This window comes from Chitinophaga pinensis DSM 2588 (assembly GCF_000024005.1).
GTDB lineage: Bacteria > Bacteroidota > Bacteroidia > Chitinophagales > Chitinophagaceae > Chitinophaga > Chitinophaga pinensis.
In genome coordinates this window covers 4,631,370-4,651,665 of the sequence record NC_013132.1, presented here as the reverse complement: position 1 = coordinate 4,651,665, position 20,296 = coordinate 4,631,370, and the positions used below count along the sequence as shown (strand labels likewise).

Annotated in this window: 12 protein-coding genes; 10 read left to right on the top strand and 2 right to left on the bottom strand. The window is 46.9% G+C overall.

The window, feature by feature from the left end:
• Positions 1-354 precede the first annotated feature (354 nt).
• The 10 genes from CPIN_RS18375 (at position 355) to CPIN_RS18330 (ending at position 19,010) form a co-directional block, all read left to right on the top strand.
• Positions 355-7,359 (top strand): fibronectin type III domain-containing protein, encoded by a 7,005-nt coding sequence (locus tag CPIN_RS18375; protein ID WP_012791339.1) that lies wholly within the window; start codon positions 355-357, stop codon positions 7,357-7,359.
• Between the two features lie 81 nt (positions 7,360-7,440).
• Positions 7,441-9,630, top strand: coding sequence for an exopolysaccharide transport family protein (locus CPIN_RS18370; protein WP_012791338.1), 2,190 nt, complete (start codon positions 7,441-7,443; stop codon positions 9,628-9,630).
• Between the two features lie 18 nt (positions 9,631-9,648).
• Positions 9,649-10,731 (top strand): acyltransferase family protein, encoded by a 1,083-nt coding sequence (locus CPIN_RS18365; protein WP_012791337.1) that lies wholly within the window; start codon positions 9,649-9,651, stop codon positions 10,729-10,731.
• 134 nt (positions 10,732-10,865) lie between these two features.
• Entirely contained in the window at positions 10,866-12,308 is a 1,443-nt protein-coding gene (locus CPIN_RS18360; RefSeq protein ID WP_012791335.1) for an O-antigen ligase family protein, read from the top strand.
• A gap of 6 nt (positions 12,309-12,314) precedes the next feature.
• On the top strand, positions 12,315-13,043 hold the full coding sequence (locus CPIN_RS18355; RefSeq protein ID WP_012791334.1) for a TolC family protein: 729 nt from the start codon (positions 12,315-12,317) through the stop codon (positions 13,041-13,043).
• Between the two features lie 15 nt (positions 13,044-13,058).
• On the top strand, positions 13,059-14,738 hold the full coding sequence (locus CPIN_RS18350) for a DUF8728 domain-containing protein (RefSeq protein WP_012791333.1): 1,680 nt from the start codon (positions 13,059-13,061) through the stop codon (positions 14,736-14,738).
• Complete coding sequence (locus CPIN_RS18345; protein ID WP_012791332.1) at positions 14,738-15,898, top strand: acyltransferase family protein; 1,161 nt, start codon at positions 14,738-14,740, stop codon at positions 15,896-15,898. Before CPIN_RS18350 ends, CPIN_RS18345 begins: the two co-directional genes overlap by 1 nt.
• A 3-nt stretch (positions 15,899-15,901) precedes the next feature.
• Positions 15,902-16,684 (top strand): alpha/beta hydrolase family protein, encoded by a 783-nt coding sequence (locus CPIN_RS18340; RefSeq protein ID WP_148230591.1) that lies wholly within the window; start codon positions 15,902-15,904, stop codon positions 16,682-16,684.
• On the top strand, positions 16,681-17,262 hold the full coding sequence (locus CPIN_RS18335) for a gluconate 2-dehydrogenase subunit 3 family protein (protein ID WP_012791330.1): 582 nt from the start codon (positions 16,681-16,683) through the stop codon (positions 17,260-17,262). Before CPIN_RS18340 ends, CPIN_RS18335 begins: the two co-directional genes overlap by 4 nt.
• A 47-nt stretch (positions 17,263-17,309) precedes the next feature.
• Complete coding sequence (locus CPIN_RS18330) at positions 17,310-19,010, top strand: GMC oxidoreductase (RefSeq protein WP_012791329.1); 1,701 nt, start codon at positions 17,310-17,312, stop codon at positions 19,008-19,010.
• 81 nt (positions 19,011-19,091) lie between these two features.
• Here CPIN_RS18330 and CPIN_RS18325 read toward each other — a convergent pair whose 3' ends face one another.
• A complete protein-coding gene (locus CPIN_RS18325) occupies positions 19,092-19,667 on the bottom strand; it encodes a hypothetical protein (RefSeq protein WP_012791328.1) in 576 nt (191 codons plus the stop codon).
• Between the two features lie 6 nt (positions 19,668-19,673).
• Positions 19,674-20,162, bottom strand: coding sequence for a lipocalin family protein (locus tag CPIN_RS18320; RefSeq protein WP_012791327.1), 489 nt, complete (start codon positions 20,160-20,162; stop codon positions 19,674-19,676).
• Between the last annotated feature and the right edge of the window lie 134 nt (positions 20,163-20,296).

Genomic DNA, 20,296 nt, shown 5'->3' with positions numbered 1-20,296 from the left:
TACTGTTGAGTTTTTTTGTTTCACGAACGTATTTATATCATTCACCGTCAAAAAACAGATTTTCACTAAAAAGTATTTCAACTGTAAAAATATACACTTACTTTTGGAACTTGAACCGAGTACACTAGGCTTATTCCTTATCTATCGACGTAAGAGAGCTTCATAGTGTGATATAATTCCTAACCTCATCCTACATAAAAGCCAATCTTGAGAGTTGATCGATTTCTCGTCTGCTCCATTCTAGTTTTACCATCTCCTCTGATCTGACCTGCACGAAGTGCTTTGGGTTATTATTTTCTATTTCGGCTAATTACCGGGTTAAATCCCCGATTGTCCAAAATTTATAATTCTTTTATGAAAAGAACTGTACACTTACTTATCGGCATTCTGATGCTCTTTGCAGGTACGGCTCATGCGCAGCAAGCCTTGAACCCTGCAGACCCCATTGTTGTGTACAACTCAGCCTCACCCCCAACAGCGCCTGCTTTCGGCCGCATCGGGAAGTGGGTTAAAACCACCCGTATGGGCTGGAATACCTCCGATTTCAAATGCTATATTTACAAGGGACTTAACTTCCGTCTCAAATTTCCTAAGACCTATCAACATAATGTTGCTGACGGAAAAAAGTACCCTATTTTCGTTTTCCTTCATGGCCGTGGTGAAGGTGGTACCGTTTACGACAACGAATACCAGCTCCTGCACGGTGGCCAAAACTTCGAAACCCAGACGGACAATGGCAACTTTGACGGATTCCTCTTTTATGGACAAACTGCTGATGGAAACTGGGGCAATGGCCAGTTTGACATCATTAAAGAATTACTGGACAGCCTCTCCATCCAGGTAAAAGGTGACCTGAACAGAGTGATCGTAAACGGTCTCTCTGCCGGTGGTTACGGGTCCTGGGCTTTCTCAGAACGCTATCCACAATACTTCGCTGCTGTAATGCCAATGAGTGGTATTGCCAATGGCGACGCCACAACCGACAACATTAATAAACTCAAATTTACCTCCTTATGGTACTTCCAGGGAGGTTTGGACAATGCACCCGCTCCTTACACCGCAAACACAGTTGTTACGGCCTATCAAAACGCCGGAGCAGATCTTAAATACACCCTTTATCCCAATCTTGGACATGGTACCTGGAACACAGCCTGGGCGGAACCAGACTTTGTGCCATTCATGAACAGGGCAAACGCACTGAATCCATGGCCGCTGACAGGTCGTTCTGAATTCTGTCCCGGTGAAACCTTTAGCCTGGTAATTGGTATCCCGCCAGGTTTCTCCGCATACGAATGGCAGAAAGACGGCAACACCATCCCTAACGCTACCGGAAACAGTATTACCGTTAATTCACTCGGTACTTACGCTGTAAGGGTAAAAAGGACTGCTAACGGTGCATGGTCAGAGTTCTCCCCTACCCCACTCGTTATTAAAACAAAGACGGCTACAGTAACGCCGCCTATCTCTATAGACAGTCTTGCCACCAATATACTGCCAGCTCCGGATGGCAGCACCACCGTTACACTGCAGCTGCCTGCTGGTTATGCCTCTTACGAATGGCGTACAGTAGGTGGTACCACCAGCCTGGGTAATACCAACACCCTGACGGTTGGCGTAGGTCAGTATATCGCACGTGTGACAGAACAATTTGGTTGCGCAAGCAGCTTCTCCAGCCCTTACAAAGTAATTGCTGCAGCTGGTACGAACCTGCCGGATGCAGTAGGCGGCGCTACTGTGACTTCTGTTTCACAGACACAGCTGACCCTCAACTGGACAGACAAAGCAAATCCTCAGAACAATGAAACTGGTTTTGAAATCTATCGCACTACTACTCCTGGCAACAACTATAAGCTGGTAGGAAAAGTAGCCGCCGATATATTGGCGTTCAACGACAATGGATTAGCCTCCAACACAAAATATTATTATGTTATCCGTCCTGTAAATGCCAACGGCGCAGGTCCGGTTTCTACGGAAGCATCTGGTACTACCCAGACCGACGGTGTGAAACCAACTGCTCCGCAAAACCTGTTAGTGACCAACACTACCACCAGCTCGGTTTCACTTAGCTGGACTGCCGCTACTGACGATGTAGGCATTGCCGGATATGATATCTATGTAAATAATGCCAAAGCTTATTCTGTTGATGGTACACAGCTCACCATGGTGACCTACGGTCTGACCGACAGAAAAGTGTATAACTTCTATGTAGTAGCCAAAGATGCGGCGGGGAACCTCTCCGCTCCTAGCAACCAGGTAACTGCTGCTACCGTGAATAAAGGTCTTGCCTACAAATATTACGAAGGCACTTATTCCACTCTGCCTAACTTCAACAACCTGACACCGCTTGAAACAGGCAGATCTGCCAATACCGATATTACAGTAAGAAACAGGGAAACCAACTACGCGATCATGTGGACTGGTTTCATCACCATCCCTGTTTCCGGTACTTACTACTTCGGCACCAACTCTGACGACGGTAGTAAACTTTGGGTAAACATCCCTTACAGCTACAGCGGTACTTCTACTGTAAACAACGACGGTGCACACGGTACCACGCAGGTGAGCAGTGCTGCGATCAACCTGAATGCAGGTGTATATCCGATCACTGCCGCTTACTTCCAGGGCACCGGCGGCCAGGCAATGAACATCCGCTGGAGATCAACAGCTCTGAACATTAATAGCCTTACCAATATTCCTGATCAGTATCTGGGCGATACCCTGACTATGCCAGGCAACGCACCTACTGCACCGGTAATATTCGGCGCTACCGCTCCTGCTTTCAACAAAGTAAATCTGAGCTGGACTGACAACAGCAACAACGAAACAGGCTTCGAACTGTATCGCAGCGCTACTGCTACCGGTACTTATTCCGTAATAGGAAAAACGAATGCCAATGCAACCTCCCTGGTTGATAATACGGTTGCTGCCAATACCCGCTACTATTATAAAGTACGCGCAATAGGTCAATTCGGTGAATCTGCACAGTCCACCGGTTATCCATGGCTGGCAGTATATCCCTTCAACAATGCCGTATCTGATATCTCCATCAATGCAAATAATGGTACTGCGAATGCAATGACCTACACGACCACTGATGAAATAGAAGGTACACATGCAGCGGTATTTAATGGTACCAGCGCTTATGTTACCATCGGCGGTAGCTCCAGCGGCTTCCTGCACGACGCATTCAGCGGTCGCACAGTGTCGATGTGGATCAAACCGACAGTAACAGACAATAACCGCATCCTCCTGGATATGGGTGGCAGCGACAACGGTCTGGCACTGCGTATCAATGCCAATAAACTCGAAGCAGGTATCGCTAACAATAGCGTCCGTACCCTGATATCCACTGCCTTCACCAGCACCAACTGGACACATGTGGCACTGGTATTCTCCGGAAGCGGCAGCACCGGTGTACTCCGCATGTATCTGAACGGTGATCTGGCAGGTACCCTGAACACGAACTACAGTTCGGTAGGTACAACGACCAACAACTCCCGCCTGGGTTCAAACAATGGTACCAACGCATTTAACTCTACAGGTACCTTCTACAGGGGTAACATGGATAATGTGGCCATTATCGGTCAGGCACTGACACAGGCTGAAATCAGCCAGTTGGCCGCCCAGAATCTGCCATTCTACAGTGTGGTAACACCAACACTGCCTGCAGCTCCTGCGGCTCCTTCAAATGTCGCTGCCAATGCAGCCTCTCCATCCAGTATCATACTGAGCTGGACCAATACCAATAACGACGTAAATACCAAAGGCTTCGACATTCAGCGTTCCTTCGGTACCAGCAATACTTTCGTAACTGTTAAGAGCCTCGATACCGTAGTTGCCGGCACTAATAACTATACGGATACAGCGCTGTATGCAAACCAGCAGTATGTATACCGTGTACGTGCGAAAGGCGACGGTGGTACCTCCGCTTACTCTTCCAACGCCACAGCGACTACCGGTAATAATCGTCCGGTAATCCAGGATATCGCTAACCAGTCAGCCCGCTATGATGTGGAAACACGTATCCCGGTTGTGGCAACTGATCCGGATGAAGATGCGATCACCCTGTCCGGCGCTAACCTGCCTTCTTTTGTAACACTTGCTTCCGACGCACAGGGTTCCTTCCTGAAAGTAACACCGAATGTTGGTCTGCAGGGTAGCTACCCTAACCTGGCAGTGATCGCGACAGACGCATTTGGCGGTAAGGACACGGTTACCTTCAACCTCACCATCAATGACAATTACAGCCCTATCATAACCTCAATTGCCAACGTTTCCTTGAATGAGGGCGACGTTCAGCAGCTATCGCTTGCAGCTGCTGATCAGAATGCATCAGACGCGCTCACATGGTCTGGTGTATCTCTGCCCTCATTCATTTCTATCTCCGGTAACAACCGTTCTGCTACCCTGAACATCAATCCTGGTTACGCAGATGCAGGTGTGTACAACGTGAAAGTGGCCATCGTAGACGGTAATGGCGGTACTGACAACAAAACATTCACCGTTACCATTGCTGATAAGGATCCGAACTACAAGTTCTTCGTTCGCTTCAAACATCAGACAGACGCACCGGCTCCATGGAACAACATCACCACGGTGTCAACCAGCAACCTGAAAAATGATAAAGGCGAAACTACCAATGTTGGTCTGCAGTTACTGACGGGCAACTGGTACTCCTGGAACGAAGGTGCTGTTACCGGTAACAACAGCGGTGTCTACCCTGACGTAGTACTGAGAGAATACTACTTCTTCGGTTCTTACCCTGGTATCTTCAATTCTGATAATTCAATCAACGGTAAACTGACTGGTCTCGACGCCACCAGGAAATACTCTTTCAAATTCTTCGCAGGTAGTTCCTGGTCTGTACAGGCAAACAACGGTACTACAATATTCACCATGAATGGCGTAAGCAAACCGATCGATGTACAGGGTAATACCACTGTCACTGCAAACTTTGATAACATCGCGCCTAATGCACAGGGTGAAATCAACTTTAACATGGCAGTTGCCAATGGTACACAGGTAGGTTACCTGGGCGCTATCGAGGTGAATGCCATCCTGGACGACGGTACGGTACCTGCTGCGCCTAAAGACCTTACCGCTGCAGAAGCAAATGGTAATGTATCCCTGAGCTGGACAAACATCGCTTACAATGCTACCGGCTACAGAGTACACCGTGCTACAGACAGCCTTGGCACCTACAGCCTGCTGGGCAGCCTGAATAGCGCAACTGCTAATGCTTATGTGGACAGCACCGTGCATGGTAATACTCACTATTACTACAAGATCAGTGCTTCCAACTCTGCTGGCGTATCTACTGGCTACAGCAACATCGCAGGTGTGAATGTTCCGGTTAAACCGCCACATATCAATGATATCGCTGACATTAAACTGAAAGCTGATGCATCCGCACAGTTCAATGTACAGGCACAGGGCGATCTGGGTAACACCGTAACGCTGACTGTAAGCGGCCTGCCTGCCTTCGGTAACTTTACCGACAATGGTAATGGCGCCGGTACCTTCAGCTTCAACCCGACCGCTAACAACCTGGGTAGCTATGCAGTAACCCTGACAGCTACAGACAACCAGGGCGCAGCGTCCAGCAGTACCTTTAACGTGCTTGTTTCAGACAAGAATACCAAGAGCATCTACTTCAACTTCTCATCCAGCAATCCGGCTGCTACTCCATGGAACAATGTGGCAGGATTCCCTTACGCTGGTACAAGATTTACCAACGCACTGGATGAATCAGGTTTTGCGACCGGTATCAACATGACATTTGTTGAAAACTGGGAAAATGATGCTACCGCTGCCGGTATGAGCACTTATGACAACTCCGGTATCTATCCGGATAACGTAATGCGCTCTGCGGTATATGACAGCAGAAACATTACCCATACAGTAAGACTGTCCGGTTTGAACAATGCGAAACGTTATAATGTTGTGTTCTTTAGTAGTCTGAACTTCGGTGTGGCTGCCAAGGCGAGATTCACCATCGGCACTGACAGTGTGGTAATTGATCCGTCATACAATACCTCTCTGACTAAACAGATCAATGGTGTGACGCCAAATGCCAACGGTGAGATCAACATCCTGGTGAACAAAACCCAGGCCGGCTACTACATGTATATGAACACACTGGTACTGGAAGAATACGACGCCCTTCAGACACCGGTTGTGAATCCGCTGAACCTCCGTGCAGGAGCGACCGGCGCGAAATCAATCAAACTGGATTGGGCTGACAGAGCAAACAACGAAACAGGTTATCAGGTATGGCGCGCCATTTCCGGTGGCAGCTACAGTCTGGTAACTACACTCGCAGCAAATACCGTAACTTACACCGACAACAACCTGAGCGTAAACCAGAAATACTACTATAAAGTACGCGCTACAAGTCTGCTCGGTAACTCCGATTACAGCAACGCAGCTGCGGCGACTACTCCTGGTTTCAGCGTACAGGTGAACTTCAGTGAACTGCTGGTAGCTCCTGCCCCATGGAACAACACAGGTATGCGTCCACAGTCCGGTACAGTGATCAGCAACATGAAGGACGGACAGAGCAACACAACCGGCATCGGCATCACCATCCTGGAAAACTTCGATGGTATGTACTCCGCAGGTGTGAACACCGGCAATAACAGTGGTGTTTATCCTGATAACGTAATGGTTGAAAACTACGGTCTGTTCCCTGGTAACCACGCAGACTTCAACATCACCGGACTGAACCAGACACTGAAATATGACCTGGTATTCTTCGGTAGCTCAACTGAGTGGGAAGACATCACCGGTAAATACACTGTAAACGGTACACGGATGGCATTACTGAATGCTTCTATGAACAAGAGCGGTGTAGTAACCATCAGAGATATCTCTCCTGATGCAAATGGTAAGATTCACATCGATGTTGATCCAGGTACTGCTACATCCCGTTACGGTCTGATCGCTGCCCTGACTATCAGAGGCCATATCGATCCGGCTACACAAAATGAAGATGGTCCGGTTGATCCGCAGGAACTGGGTGCAAGACTCACACTCGGCGATAATACAGTAGCAGTTTCCGCTCCTGCTGTAGCCCTGATCAACAAGACCGCTGACTTCGGAGACACTAAGGTTTATCCGAATCCATTTGACAATCAATTTAACGTTGATATAGTACTGAAAGCTGAAACAGCAGTAAGAATAGAGATCTTCGACATGGCTGGCCGACTGATGTACTCAGATTATAAGGGCTCCGTTCCTGCAGGTAACAGTACCCTGCGCATTAATACCGGTTCACGGATTAGTGCTCCTGGTCTCTACTTGCTCCGCATTAGCGGTAAGAACGGGGAAACCAAGATGGTTAAACTGGTAAAGCATTAAGCTTTACCAGTTTTCTCCCAAAAAGATCCGGGTAAACCGGATTTTTTTGCACGCTACAGATGTTAAATAATTACAATTAATATGGATATAATATATTTCGTTAAAGCCCTGCTGAAAAAGAAATGGTGGATCATCGTAAGTACCATCATCGCCATTGTTGCCGCGTTTGTTTTTACCCTCGGCAAACCCCGTATGTATGCCTCAGTAACCCAGATAGCAACCGGATTTACCGTTAATGACCAGGTGAAACTCCGTGACGAGAATGTGAACATATTTGAAGCAGACGTAAAATTTGACAACGCGATCGAAACCATCAACTCACCGGTGGTGATCGGAATGCTGTCTTATAACCTGTTACTCCATGATCTGACTACGACCAAACCATACGTACAGCTTGAGGCGAACGACCTGAAATCAGAAGCCTATCGTAAGGTAGACAAACAGGCGGCAGTGACCATCCTGCGTAACAAGCTGGATTCATTGCAGGTGCTCTCCTCTTATAACCCGGTAGAACGCGATATCCTGGGATATCTGAAACTATACGGATATGACTACGAAGCCATCCGCAAACACCTGAATGCAGGTCGTGTACAACGTACCGATTACCTGGAGATCGTGTATACTGCGGAAAATCCTGAGCAGGCAGCTTATACTGTAAATACCGTTTACCGCGAGTTTATCCGCTATTACAGAAGCATGCGCTCAGAAAGATCTGTTGAAAGTGTTGAATCTTTCGATCAGCTGGCTGTTCAGAAGAAAGCCGAACTCGATAAGAAAGTAGAAGCACTGCGTGCCTATAAAGCATCTGAAGGACTGCTGAACGTTGAAACAGCCAGTGGTAACGAACTGGACCTGATCAAACAGTTTGAAAAAGGACTGTCTGATGAACAGGCGAATTATAATACCATTACCTCTTCCCTGGAAAGTGTAAATGGTCGCCTTGCCAGTGCCAATGCGGGGAAAACTGTTTATACCAATGCTAACAGTGAGATCATCGAATTACGCAAACAGATCAATGATCTGAATGACGACCTGACTCAGAAAGGAGGTAATGATGATGCCATGCGCACTAAACTGGCTGGCCTTCGTTCCCAACTGCAAAAGAAACTGGGCGCTGCTACCTCCGGCACACAGAGCGCTACCACCAAAGATGCGCTCATTCAGGAGAAAGCCAACCTGGAAGCACAACAGAACGCTTCCCGGCTGAACATGAAAAATCTCCAGAGCCAGATCTATAAACTAAGAGGTTCTGTAGGTTCCTATGCCAATAAAGAAGCAACTGTAAGTAGCTTACAGTCTGAAGTGGACATGGCACAGGAAGAGTACAATAAACTCAAGGAAAAACTGAATGCGGCACAGGACAACCAGACTACACCTGACCTGAACTTCAAACAGGTACTGAAAGGTCAGCCGGCATTTAAACCGGAGTCTTCCAAACGCGTAATCATTATGGGTATGGCAGGTATTTCCGTATTCCTGCTGACGTCCTTTATTGTATTGCTGCTGGAATTCCTGGACGGTTCCCTGAAGTCTCCTTCCGTATTTGAGAAACACCTGGACCTTCGTCTGATCAGCAGTGTCAACCATGCTGACCTCAATAAATACAGCATCCTGGAAGTATTACAGCGCACCACGTTGCCTGATAAAACAACCAAACAACGTCAGAACACTTTCCGTGAACTGCTGCGTAAACTGCGCTATGAAGTAGAAAGCAGCGGTAAGAAGTCATTCCTTATCACGAGTACGGAATCCCGCCAGGGTAAGACCACGCTGACACAGGCCCTTGCCTACAGTTTAAGTCTGAGCAACAAGAATGTACTGGTGATAGATACCAACTTCTGTAACAACGATATCACGGTACAGATGGAAGCTGCGCCAACACTGGAATCATTCTCTGTACCGCCAACTGAGTTGAGTATAGACAAGGTGAAGGAAATCGTAACAACCTATGCAGTATCTGGTATTGAAGTAATCGGTTGTAAGGGTGGCGACTATACCCCATCTGAAATACTGCCGAAAAATAATCTCTTAAATTACCTCCCCTTCCTCACACATCATTATGATTTCATACTGCTGGAAGGCGCTCCGCTCAACGACTATACCGACAGTAAAGAGCTGGCGCAATACGTAGATGGCGTAATCGCTGTGTTTTCGTCCAAGTTGTCCCTTACCCAGATAGATCGTGAATCCACACAGTTTTTTGAGACACTTGGTGATAAATTCGTGGGAGCCGTACTTAATAACGTACAGGAAGAATACCTCGAATTATAACCAAAAGTTTACCCAAAAATGCAAAGCTTCACTCTTAAGGAATTATTCAACTTTAAACCTCCCGAAGCCAACCGGCTGGGGTGGATTGACTATGCCAAGGGCATAGCCATCATCCTGGTCGTATACAGGCATGTTATCTTCGGACTGAAGAGCAGCGGTGTTATTGTCCCTCAATGGCTCATTGACGGCAATAACATGTTCTACAGTTTCCGTATGCCACTGTTTTTCTTTCTCTCCGGGCTGTTCTTCGAAAGAAGCATAGCCCGGAAAGGAGAAACCGGCTTTTTTGTTACCCGTGTCAATACATTGTTGTATCCCTATCTGCTGTGGGCGTTCATCCAGATCTCCCTGCAAATACTTTTCTCATCAGTTGTTAACGCCCATCGTACAGGCGCCGATTACCTGAATATTCTGATACAACCCCGCCATCTTGACCAGTTATGGTATTTATTCGCATTATTTAATGTAACCTTACTGTATCTGCTGGTAGCAAAACTTTTCCGCTACGACAAATTCGCCCAGGTGCTTGTTTCCCTGGCGTTGCTGGCCATTGCCCCTCTTGTAAACAGTATCAGCACACTATATGATATTGCCTTACATTACATCTTTTTCTGTATTGGTAACCTTACGGCAAGTTATTTTTTCGCTGAAAAAACACAGGATAAACTGTCTTCGGCATACGGATTGCTTATACTGCTCCCCGTTTTTGCAGTGTGCCAGTATTATTTCCTGCATCACCAGCAAATGAACCTGTTCCTGTATACAGGAATAGCGCTGGTAGGGAGTCTTTTTACGATCATGCTGTCTTTTCAGTTATCGAAGTATAAAGCAATGCCTATTCTGAAGACATTCGGGCATTACTCATTATATATCTATCTGCTGCACGTGCCGATTGTTTCGGTGATCAGGTACTTTATGATCGCCACCCCTTTGAGGCAGCATATAGTGATTACCTTGTTACTATTGATCTTTATCGCAATCTTTTTTTCCATCATCGTTTACAGGTTATGTATGCGGCTCAGACTGGGATTCCTGTTCACAGGTCCCTTCACTGCGCCTCCTTCTAATCCGCAGACGGTGGCAACACCGAAAACGCCTTAATCAATGGCTGTAAAAAAGAAATACAAACCGGGTATCAGTAACGCGTTTCACGAGTCCATGCTGCTGCTTTTCGTAGCGCTCACGATGATATTGCTATTCCTGAAGATCATGTTTTTTTAAAGTGTTCAATTATTATGTACAGTCAGCAGGCTAAAAGAAATACCGTAATATACCTGTTCATCCTGTTATGGGTGATCGCCGTACCGGCTATTGCCTATATCTCCTCCATGGATGCGAAATTCAGCATTGCGCTGTTTGGCGCCATCATTGGTTTGGGCTTTGCAGTAGTAAGTGCGATCAATTTCCGTCTCGGTTATTATTTCTATATCGTCGTCTCCTTTATCATACACGTACCGGAAAGAATGGCTAAAACGACTATGCCGGTGGGCGTGGTAATGGACCTCTTCCTGTTGCTGGTATTGGCGGGCGCTATCTTCGATAAAAAGAATAAAGAGAAATCAAACGTAGAGTTTTTCAAGGATCCGCTCTTATTGGTACTATACGTGTATACCGCGTATATGCTGATACAGTGCTTCAATCCGAACATGTTCTCCATCCAGGGCTGGTTCATCTTTATCAGGGTATACATCCGAAATTTCATCTTCCTGTTCATTACACTGAAAGTATTGAATGGCTGGAATGATATCTATAAGTTCTTTAAATTCTGGCTGGCGCTGACAACAGCCGCCGCACTGTATGGCTGTCTGCAACAGGCAGTAGGGCTACTACCCTTCGAAAGAGCCTATATCGCGATGAACCCTGACAAGTTCAAAACGGTGATGATTCAGGGCCGTGCAAGGATATTTTCCTTTATGGCTGATCCTGCAGCTTTCGGTGTACTGATGGCCTGTAGTACCATAATCTGTATTGTATTGCTGACCGCTAAACAGGCCGTTATCGGTATCCCTAAAAAGCTGATCCTGATTTTCATGATCATTGTACACCTGCTGGCACTGGGATATTCCGGTACACGTACCGCCTATGTGATGCTGCCTGTCGGATTACTGCTTTTCTTCCTGGTAAACCTGCACAACAGGAATACCCTGATCGCAGCCGCCCTCTTCACATTCGGTATGCTGGCACTGCTGTTCGGACCGTTCTACAGCAACCCGACCATCATCCGCTTCCGTACGGCCTTCATGGGTAGTCAGGACGAATCACTGAACCTTCGTGATGTGAACAGACACGGGATACAGCCTTATATGTACTCCCACCCTATTGGTGGAGGTGTGATGACTGTAGGTAATGATGGTGTTACTTATAACCCCGGACACCGTCTTGCGGGATTACAGCCGGACAGTGGTTATCTGCGAGCGGTACTCGAACTGGGATGGATAGGATTAATCATCGTGTGTCTCTATACATATATGGGTGTCCACTATGCCGTGAAGAATTACTTCAGGGAGGAACATGAACTCAATAAGCTATTGTTAATAGGCATCGCTGCGGTACTGTATGCTATCCTTGTTGCGCAATATGCGCAGGAAGCAGCCGGCCTGGTTGAATCCTCAATATTTCTCAATGCCATTCTCGGCATATCAATTAAAGTAAAGTATAATCTTTCAAAATCTAAATAACAAAGTATGAAAAAGGGACTTTTCATTATTATTGGCTTGCTTGGCTGTCTGTTCGCAAACGCGCAGAGAAAAGAAACAAGCCTTTATATCCCTCTGATCGATTCCCCCGAAGTAGCACAACTGAAAGTCGTATTGGTGGAGCTTGCCATGCAGAACCCCGCGCTGAAAGTACACGATGCAAAACTGAAAGTGAATAAGTACGAGACGAACAAAGCAAAAGCAGGATGGCTCAACATGTTACAGGCATCCGGTAACCTCAACGAGTACACACTGAAGAACAACAGTAACAACGCCACCTTCTTTCCGAGGTACAACTTCTCACTGACGGTGCCTATCGGCAATCTGATCACCATCCCTAATGATGTAAAGATCGCGAAGGCAGAAAAGAAAGTGATCATCGCTATGAAGGAGGAAGAACAGCTGAAAATAAAAGCAGACGTATTGAATGCATACGAACTGTACGCTGCCAACAAAAAAATGATGGAGCTGGAAGTACCGCTGCTGGAAGACGTGTACAATCACTACAAACAGACGGAAGAAAAATTCTCCAGCGGAGATAAAGATGTATCCGTAGAAACACTGAACATCGCTTACAGAAGCTATAATGAGGAAATGGTGAGAAAAGTGATGCTGGAAAGAGATATCAGACAGGCTAAAATCGAACTGGAAAGACTGATCGGTGTAAGCTTTGAAGAAGCTGTATTACAGTCACAGGCACGCACCATGAGTAAATAAGCGTAATTTCTGATAATGAGATATTATTTTCAAAAACACTACCCGGTTATTGCCACACTACTGTTTCTTACAGTAGTGCTGGCGCTTGCCTGCCGTCAGGTACTGGCACACACGGGTGGCCATTTCTGTTACCCGCTGGACGATACTTTCATTCACATGGCAATCGCAAAGAATTTTGCTTTGCATGGCGTATGGGGTATCAATGCGCAGGAGTTCAGCGCAGCCAGCTCCTCCCCTTTGTACACCCTGATACTCGCTGCTTGTTTTAAAGCTGGTATCAACAGCATCTGGATGCCTTTTTACATCAACGTATGTTTTGCATTCCTGCTGGTATATATGACAGACCTCTTATTACAGCGCTTCAGTCTTAGTGCGCCCGTAAGATGCATTACCCTGCTCGCCCTCGTTATACTGGTACCTGTACCCGTGATGGTGGCGAGTGGTATGGAACATATGCTACATGCCTTTCTGGCCGTGTGGATGTTATATCTGTCTGTTCCGTTTCTGCAACCTGATAATACCACGCGTAACCAGGTACTGTTGCTTTCACTGGTATCCGGACTGGCAATACTCGCCCGCTTCGAATCTTTATTCCTGCTCGCAGGTGTAGTAGTAGCCGGTATTTATAACAGGCGCTGGCAACAGACAGGCGTAGTGCTTGTATTGTCGCTGGTACCCCTGATCGTCTTCGGATATATTTCTGTACAGCATGGCGGTTATTTCCTGCCTAACTCCGTACTGCTGAAAGCCAGCAAGCTGACAGGCGGAGGCTCCCAGCTAATGAGCAGTATACAGGAGATCCTGATTTATAAACTGCTTTACGGTAATAATACCATGGTCAACATCTTTACGAACCGTTATTATCCGGAAGGCTCGTCTTCTCTTTCCGGTACGACGGTAATAAGGTTGTTGCTGATCATCCCTGCTTTGATACTGGTACTCCGTCCGAATGCAGACAATGTCAATACAATCAGTAAAGTGAAACAGCTGGCTTGTATTCCGCTGGTGAACACTTTCCTGCATATGGCCCTGGCAGCAGTCGGCTGGCTGTTCCGCTATGAGGCTTATCTTGTAGCGCTGGACCTGACAGTGGTGGCGATCCTGTTGTATTACTTCGTATTACAGCTGAAGAACGCAGCAAGGACCTATTCTCTGCTGGAAAAAGCAGTCGGCGCCTTCCTGTTACTGTTCTTGTGTGCGCCCTTGCCTTTCAGGGCCCTGGGCGCGTTTCATAATCTGCCGGCAGCAGCAGGTAACATCTATGAACAGCAGTTCCAGATGGGTACCTTCCTGCATAGCAGTTATCAGCATACAGCAATTGCAGCGAATGACGTAGGCGCAGTAAGTTATCTATCCAATAATAAAATACTGGACCTCTGGGGTCTGGGAAATAATGAAGTAGCCGCCGGAAAACTGCATGGACAGTATTCTCCGGAGTTCTTACAACAATTCAGCGAAAAGGAAAAAGTGAAGATAGCGGTCGTATACGATACCTGGTTTGACAGCAAACTGCTGCAGCAATGGAAGAAAGTCGCCTCCTGGAAGATTACAAACAATGTGATCTGTGGCGGAGATGAAGTATTCTTTTATGCAGTAGACCCTGCGGAGGCCACTTCGTTATACAACAAACTGGCAGCATATAAACCATTGCTGCCACCTAACGTAACAGTCACCTATTATCCCATTCAGCAATAATGCAAACACAGCCAAATTATATTAAAAGTCTGGACGGCATCCGCGCCATCGCCATCTTACTGGTAATGGCCTTCCATTTCGGTATTATCCGCTTTGGCTGGATGGGTGTGCAGCTTTTCTTTGTGCTGTCGGGATTTCTTATCAGCAGTATCTTACTGAAGGAGAAAGAAAAACCGGCCTCATTACCCCAACGCCTCAAAAAATTCTGGATCAGGAGAAGCCTGCGCATCTTCCCGCTGTATTACATCTATCTGACGGTATTTGTAATCATCTGTCTCTTTACGGCTTTTCCTCCCGGATATTTCCATGACCTGCCCTATTTATATTCCTATACCTTCAATCTGACCAGGATCACGAACAGCTGGCATGAAAGCCCTGTATACACGCATTTCTGGTCTTTATGCGTAGAAGAGCAGTTTTACCTGTTCTTCCCGTTTGTCATCTTCCTGCTGTCCCGGTCTTCACTACGCGCCCTGTTGGTAGCAGTGCTGATCGCAGGCCCGGTTTTTCGCTGGTCATTCGGCAATTACCTGGCACAAAGCGGTAAGACGACTTTTGAGATTTTCGACGTCATTTACTGGTTTCCCTTCAGTCATCTGGATGCCTTCTTTACCGGAATGGCGATTCCCTTATTAAGTCTGAAAGACCGTATCAAACGTCCGGAATGGCTGTTTGTACTGAGTGGTGCCCTTGCCCTGTTTGCCGGACTGACTAACTACTTTACTGAAAGTCACGGTCATTCCCTGCCTACGTCCATGGGTTACAATTTTGGTGACATCAACAGCTATCAGCATGTATGGTATTATACGGTGCTGAATCTCTGTGCTGCCTCACTGATCCTGCTGCTGGTTTCCAGCTATAGCAGCTTCGCCGGCAATTTTATAAAAAGGATATTGGAGAATAACATCCTGGTTTCCATCGGGAAGGTCTCCTACGGTATGTACATTTTGCATTGGGTCATACAAACGCAGCTGGTAGAAAGATGGATCCCTGTCAGCGAAAGCAACAAATACTGGTTATTCCTCCTGGATATTCCCATCGTATATGCTTTTGCGCTACTCAGCTTTCACCTGATAGAACAACGATTTATTCAACTTAAAGACAGGTTCACTACCGGCAACACACCGGTAAAGGCAAGCACACTGAGTACAAAACACTAAATGATGAAACGAGTATTAATCCTGGCCCTGTTGATTGTCCTGACAATGGCAGGCGCCCCTGGTCCCCTGGGCGATTTCAGGGAGATCACCGTCCCGACCGATGAATGGCACAAAGTGCCGGCTTTACTGCACGTTCCGCAGGGAAGTGCAAAGGAAAAGTATCCACTGATTATCTGCTTTCATGGCAGAAGTATTGCAGGTCACGACATTTCCAAACTCTTCCGGGAAGGTATTCCCCGTCAGATCAAGGAAGGCCGTAAAATTCAGGCGGTTAATAAAACAGACGGTAAGCTGTACAAATTTGTCGTACTGGCACCGCTGGCTGAAAGCTGGGGTATCAATCCGCCACAGCTGGAATTTATTCTGAATGATGTACTGAAGAAGTATCCCATCGATTCTTCGCGCATTTACCTGACAGGTTACAGCGCAGGCGGATGGTGTACGCTGATGTCCATGACAGATACCAAACACCTGACATCCCGTATCGCAGCCACTGTACCTATGTCTCCGGCCCCGATGTATCCGGAAAATTACGGTAAGTTCAAACTGGTCACTGATGCAGGTCTACACGCATGGTACTTTGCAGGCACTGCGGAGCCTCAATTTCTCGAAAATAGCCTCCGCTGCATAGATAGTACCAACCACTATCAGAAAGGGCTGGTAAAGCTTACAAAACACGATAAAGGACATACAGGCTGGCATGAGTTTTATGACCCTGCTTACAGGGACAGTATTGACAACATGAGCATCTATGAATGGATGCTGCAATTCAAGCGTAAAAAATGAACAGAAGAAAAGCCATCGGTGGTCTGCTGCTGCTCTCCGGAGCCGGTGCTGCCGCCTGGGCCGGTATCAGATTTCGCAGCCTTTACGGCACGCCTGCACTGGACAAATTGCAGCAGGATGCTTACCGCGAACTGATCACTGAACTGGCGGAAACGATTATCCCTGCGACGGATACTCCCGGAGCAAAAGCCGCAGGTGTTACGCCCTTTATTATCAGGATGGTCAAAGACTGTACACCAAAAAAAGAACAGAACAGATTTATCGAAGGGCTGGAAGAAGTCGATGCATACGCAAGACAACATTATAAACTGGCATTCACGCGTTGTACAACAGCACAACAGGAAGCGGTAGCCGCTCATTTTGAAAAAAGGGACAGGCCCTATAAGGGCATTGCAGGAAAGATCTCTCACAAAGTACTGGGAGATTCCTTCTTCGTTATCATGAAAAAGTATACGGTCATCGGTTATTGTACTTCTATGGAAGGCGCCACACATGGCCTTGCCTATGATTATGTACCGGGCCATTATACAGGATCAGTCGTACTTAGACCCGGCCAGAAAGCCTGGGCAACTGAATAACAAGGAATTTCAAATTGTAATTATCCCTACCGGTAAACACCACGGTCATGAACCTGAATACGAAAAGCGCACAGCTGCGTACGTATGATGCCATTGTCATAGGATCCGGCATCAGCGGCGGCTGGGCGGCTAAAGAACTATGCCAGCAGGGGTTAAAAACCCTCGTACTTGAAAGAGGTCGCAACGTAGAACATGTAAAGGACTACCCGACTACCTTGAAAATGCCCTGGGAATTTACCCACGGCGGCATGAATACAGAAAAAGACCGCGAAGAGGATCCGATCCAGAGCGCGGAGTATGACGAAGGAAACAGGCATTTTTTTGTACGCGATAAGGACCATCCTTATGTACAGGAAAAGCCCTTCCACTGGATCAGAGGCTATCAGGTAGGTGGACGTTCCCTTACCTGGGGACGTCAGAGTTACCGGCTGAGCGACCTTGATTTTGAGGCCAACAGCAAAGACGGTCACGGCATCGACTGGCCGATCCGTTATAAGGATCTGGCGCCCTGGTACAGTTATGTGGAGCAGTTTGCCGGCATCAGCGGACAAGCCGAAGGGCTTTCGCAGTTGCCGGACGGAGACTTCCTCCCTCCCATGGAAATGAATATCCTGGAGAAACATTTCCGGGAACAGGTAAAGCAACGTTTTGACGGACGTTGTGTGACTATCGGACGCGTCGCCAATCTTACAAGAGGCTGGAATGGACGTACCCCTTGTCAGTACCGTAACCTGTGCAGCCGGGGATGTCCTTACGGCGGATATTTCAGCAGTAATGCGTCTACCCTGCCGGCAGCTGCTGCTACAGGCAACATGACGCTGCGCCCCTTTTCCATCGTGGCAGAAATACTGTACGATAAAGAAAAAGGACGCGCCAACGGTGTGAGAGTGATCGATTCAGAAACAAAAGAAGTGATTGATTTTTATGCGAAGATCATCTTCCTGAACGCCTCTACCATCGGATCGGCATCTATACTGCTGCAATCTACCTCCGCTGAGTTCCCCCAGGGATTAGGCAATAACAATGATCTGGTAGGCAGACACCTCATGGATCATCACTTCAAGGTAGGCGCTATGGGCGATTATCATGGAATGGAAGACCGCTATTATGAAGGAAGAAGACCTACCGGTATTTATATACCCCGCTTCCGTAATCTGGACGCAACATCGTCTAAAAGCGATTACGTACGCGGTTTTGGTTACCAGGGATATGGAGAACGTGAAGGCTGGATGTATACAGGTCTTACAGAAGATGGATTCGGAAAGTCCTTCAAAGAGAAATTCACCCGTCCGGGTAAATGGGCATTCTGGCTGGGCGCATGGGGAGAAACACTTCCTTATGCGGACAACAGGGTGACACTGGATCCGGCACTGAAAGATAAATGGGGATTACCACAGGCGAAGATCGCATTCAGTATCCGCGACAATGAAAAAGCCATGCGGAAGGATATGCAGACCAGTGCCATGGAAATGCTGGAGGCAAGTGGATTCTCCAATGTGTCAGGGTTTGACTATAACTATGTCGGAGGGGAATGCGTACACGAGATGGGGACAGCACGCATGGGGCATGATCCGAAGACATCTGTACTCAACGGAAACAACCAGCTGCATGACGTAAAGAATGTCTTTATCACAGATGGTAGCTGTATGACTTCTTCCGCTTGTCAGAACCCTTCGCTGACCTACATGGCATTGACAGCAAGAGCCTGTGATTTTGCCGTGAAAGCATTAAAAGCAGGAGATATTTAAGAACAGAACTACTTATTGATAAACCGCCCACAAGCAAAACAAATGAAGGTGTATCTTACTGATACACCTTCTGCTTTTATACTAATTACGATCTTTACCTTGTCTGATCCAGTCGATATACCAGTCCTCACCGATATGCGTAGCGGCGATCTTCATATCATAACCAGCTTTGGTGAAGGTGGACTTAAACACACAGTGACCGCCTCTCTTGATACCGCCGAAATAGCGGGCAAAATAGTAGCCTGCAACGTTCTTACGTAACTTCAGTTCTTCTTTCACAGCATCAGGATTTTCTCCGTAGTATTTATCCTCGATCTTTTCCAGGCTGAAGCCATTCTTCGTAATATCCTTACGGATACCATTGAACCATTTCTTTTCTGCGTTCAGATAATCTTCAGAAAAGACGTCAATGGATTTGATGTAAGCCATATAAGCATCTGCTTCAGCATCTTTGACACTTTTAATAGTGTCTCCGCTCATTACGAAACATCCTTTGTAACTGTACATTTTTTCTGCTGTCGGCTTTACTTCCAGCAATTTGTACATCTTCTCCATCTTGTCGGTATCCTGTTTGTATTTTCCTTGTCCAAAGCTACAGGTAGCGGCGCCCATAGAAAGGAAAAGCAGGGCCGCTTTCGGGAAATTCAGTCTGATCATGGTGTATTAAGGTTTTTTCTTCTTTAATTCAAGTACAGCGGATGCGGTGGAGTCAGATCCGTCTCTGAACTCACCACGGATTACCAGGGCATTTTTTGCCTGTTTAACGATCTCAAACGGCGTCGGATCAAAGCCATCGGCATCACTGATCACCAGGTAGGTTTTTCCGGCGCCTGGGCCTCCTGCTTTGCCATTTCTGATCTTCCATTTGATCGTTCTCTCCTGTTTGTTTTTACAGTCTTTTTCCTGCTGCCCTACGGTGTATTTACCAGTACCATCGGCATTAAGTTCGTACACCATGTCGATGGCGCAGGCATTTACCTCGTCGGCAAATTCTCTGGATGATTTACCATCCCTGTTAATATCCACAGGATCATCAAAAGTCAGCGATTTGAAAATGTAATATCCGGGAACAGCTTCTTTGTCAACCGATTGCGCCATACATGGCAGGGAAAGCAGTCCGCACAGGACTGTTAAGGGGATCAGGTATTTCATGATATAGGGTATGTATTGTCCTTTCTTTGCCTGGGATTAGTTAAACTATAGTTATCCTTCGTTAGTGCTCCGTTGCTGCACGAAGCATGAACGAAGCGTAACTATATGCAAAGCCTTATCAGGTAAAGGCATTG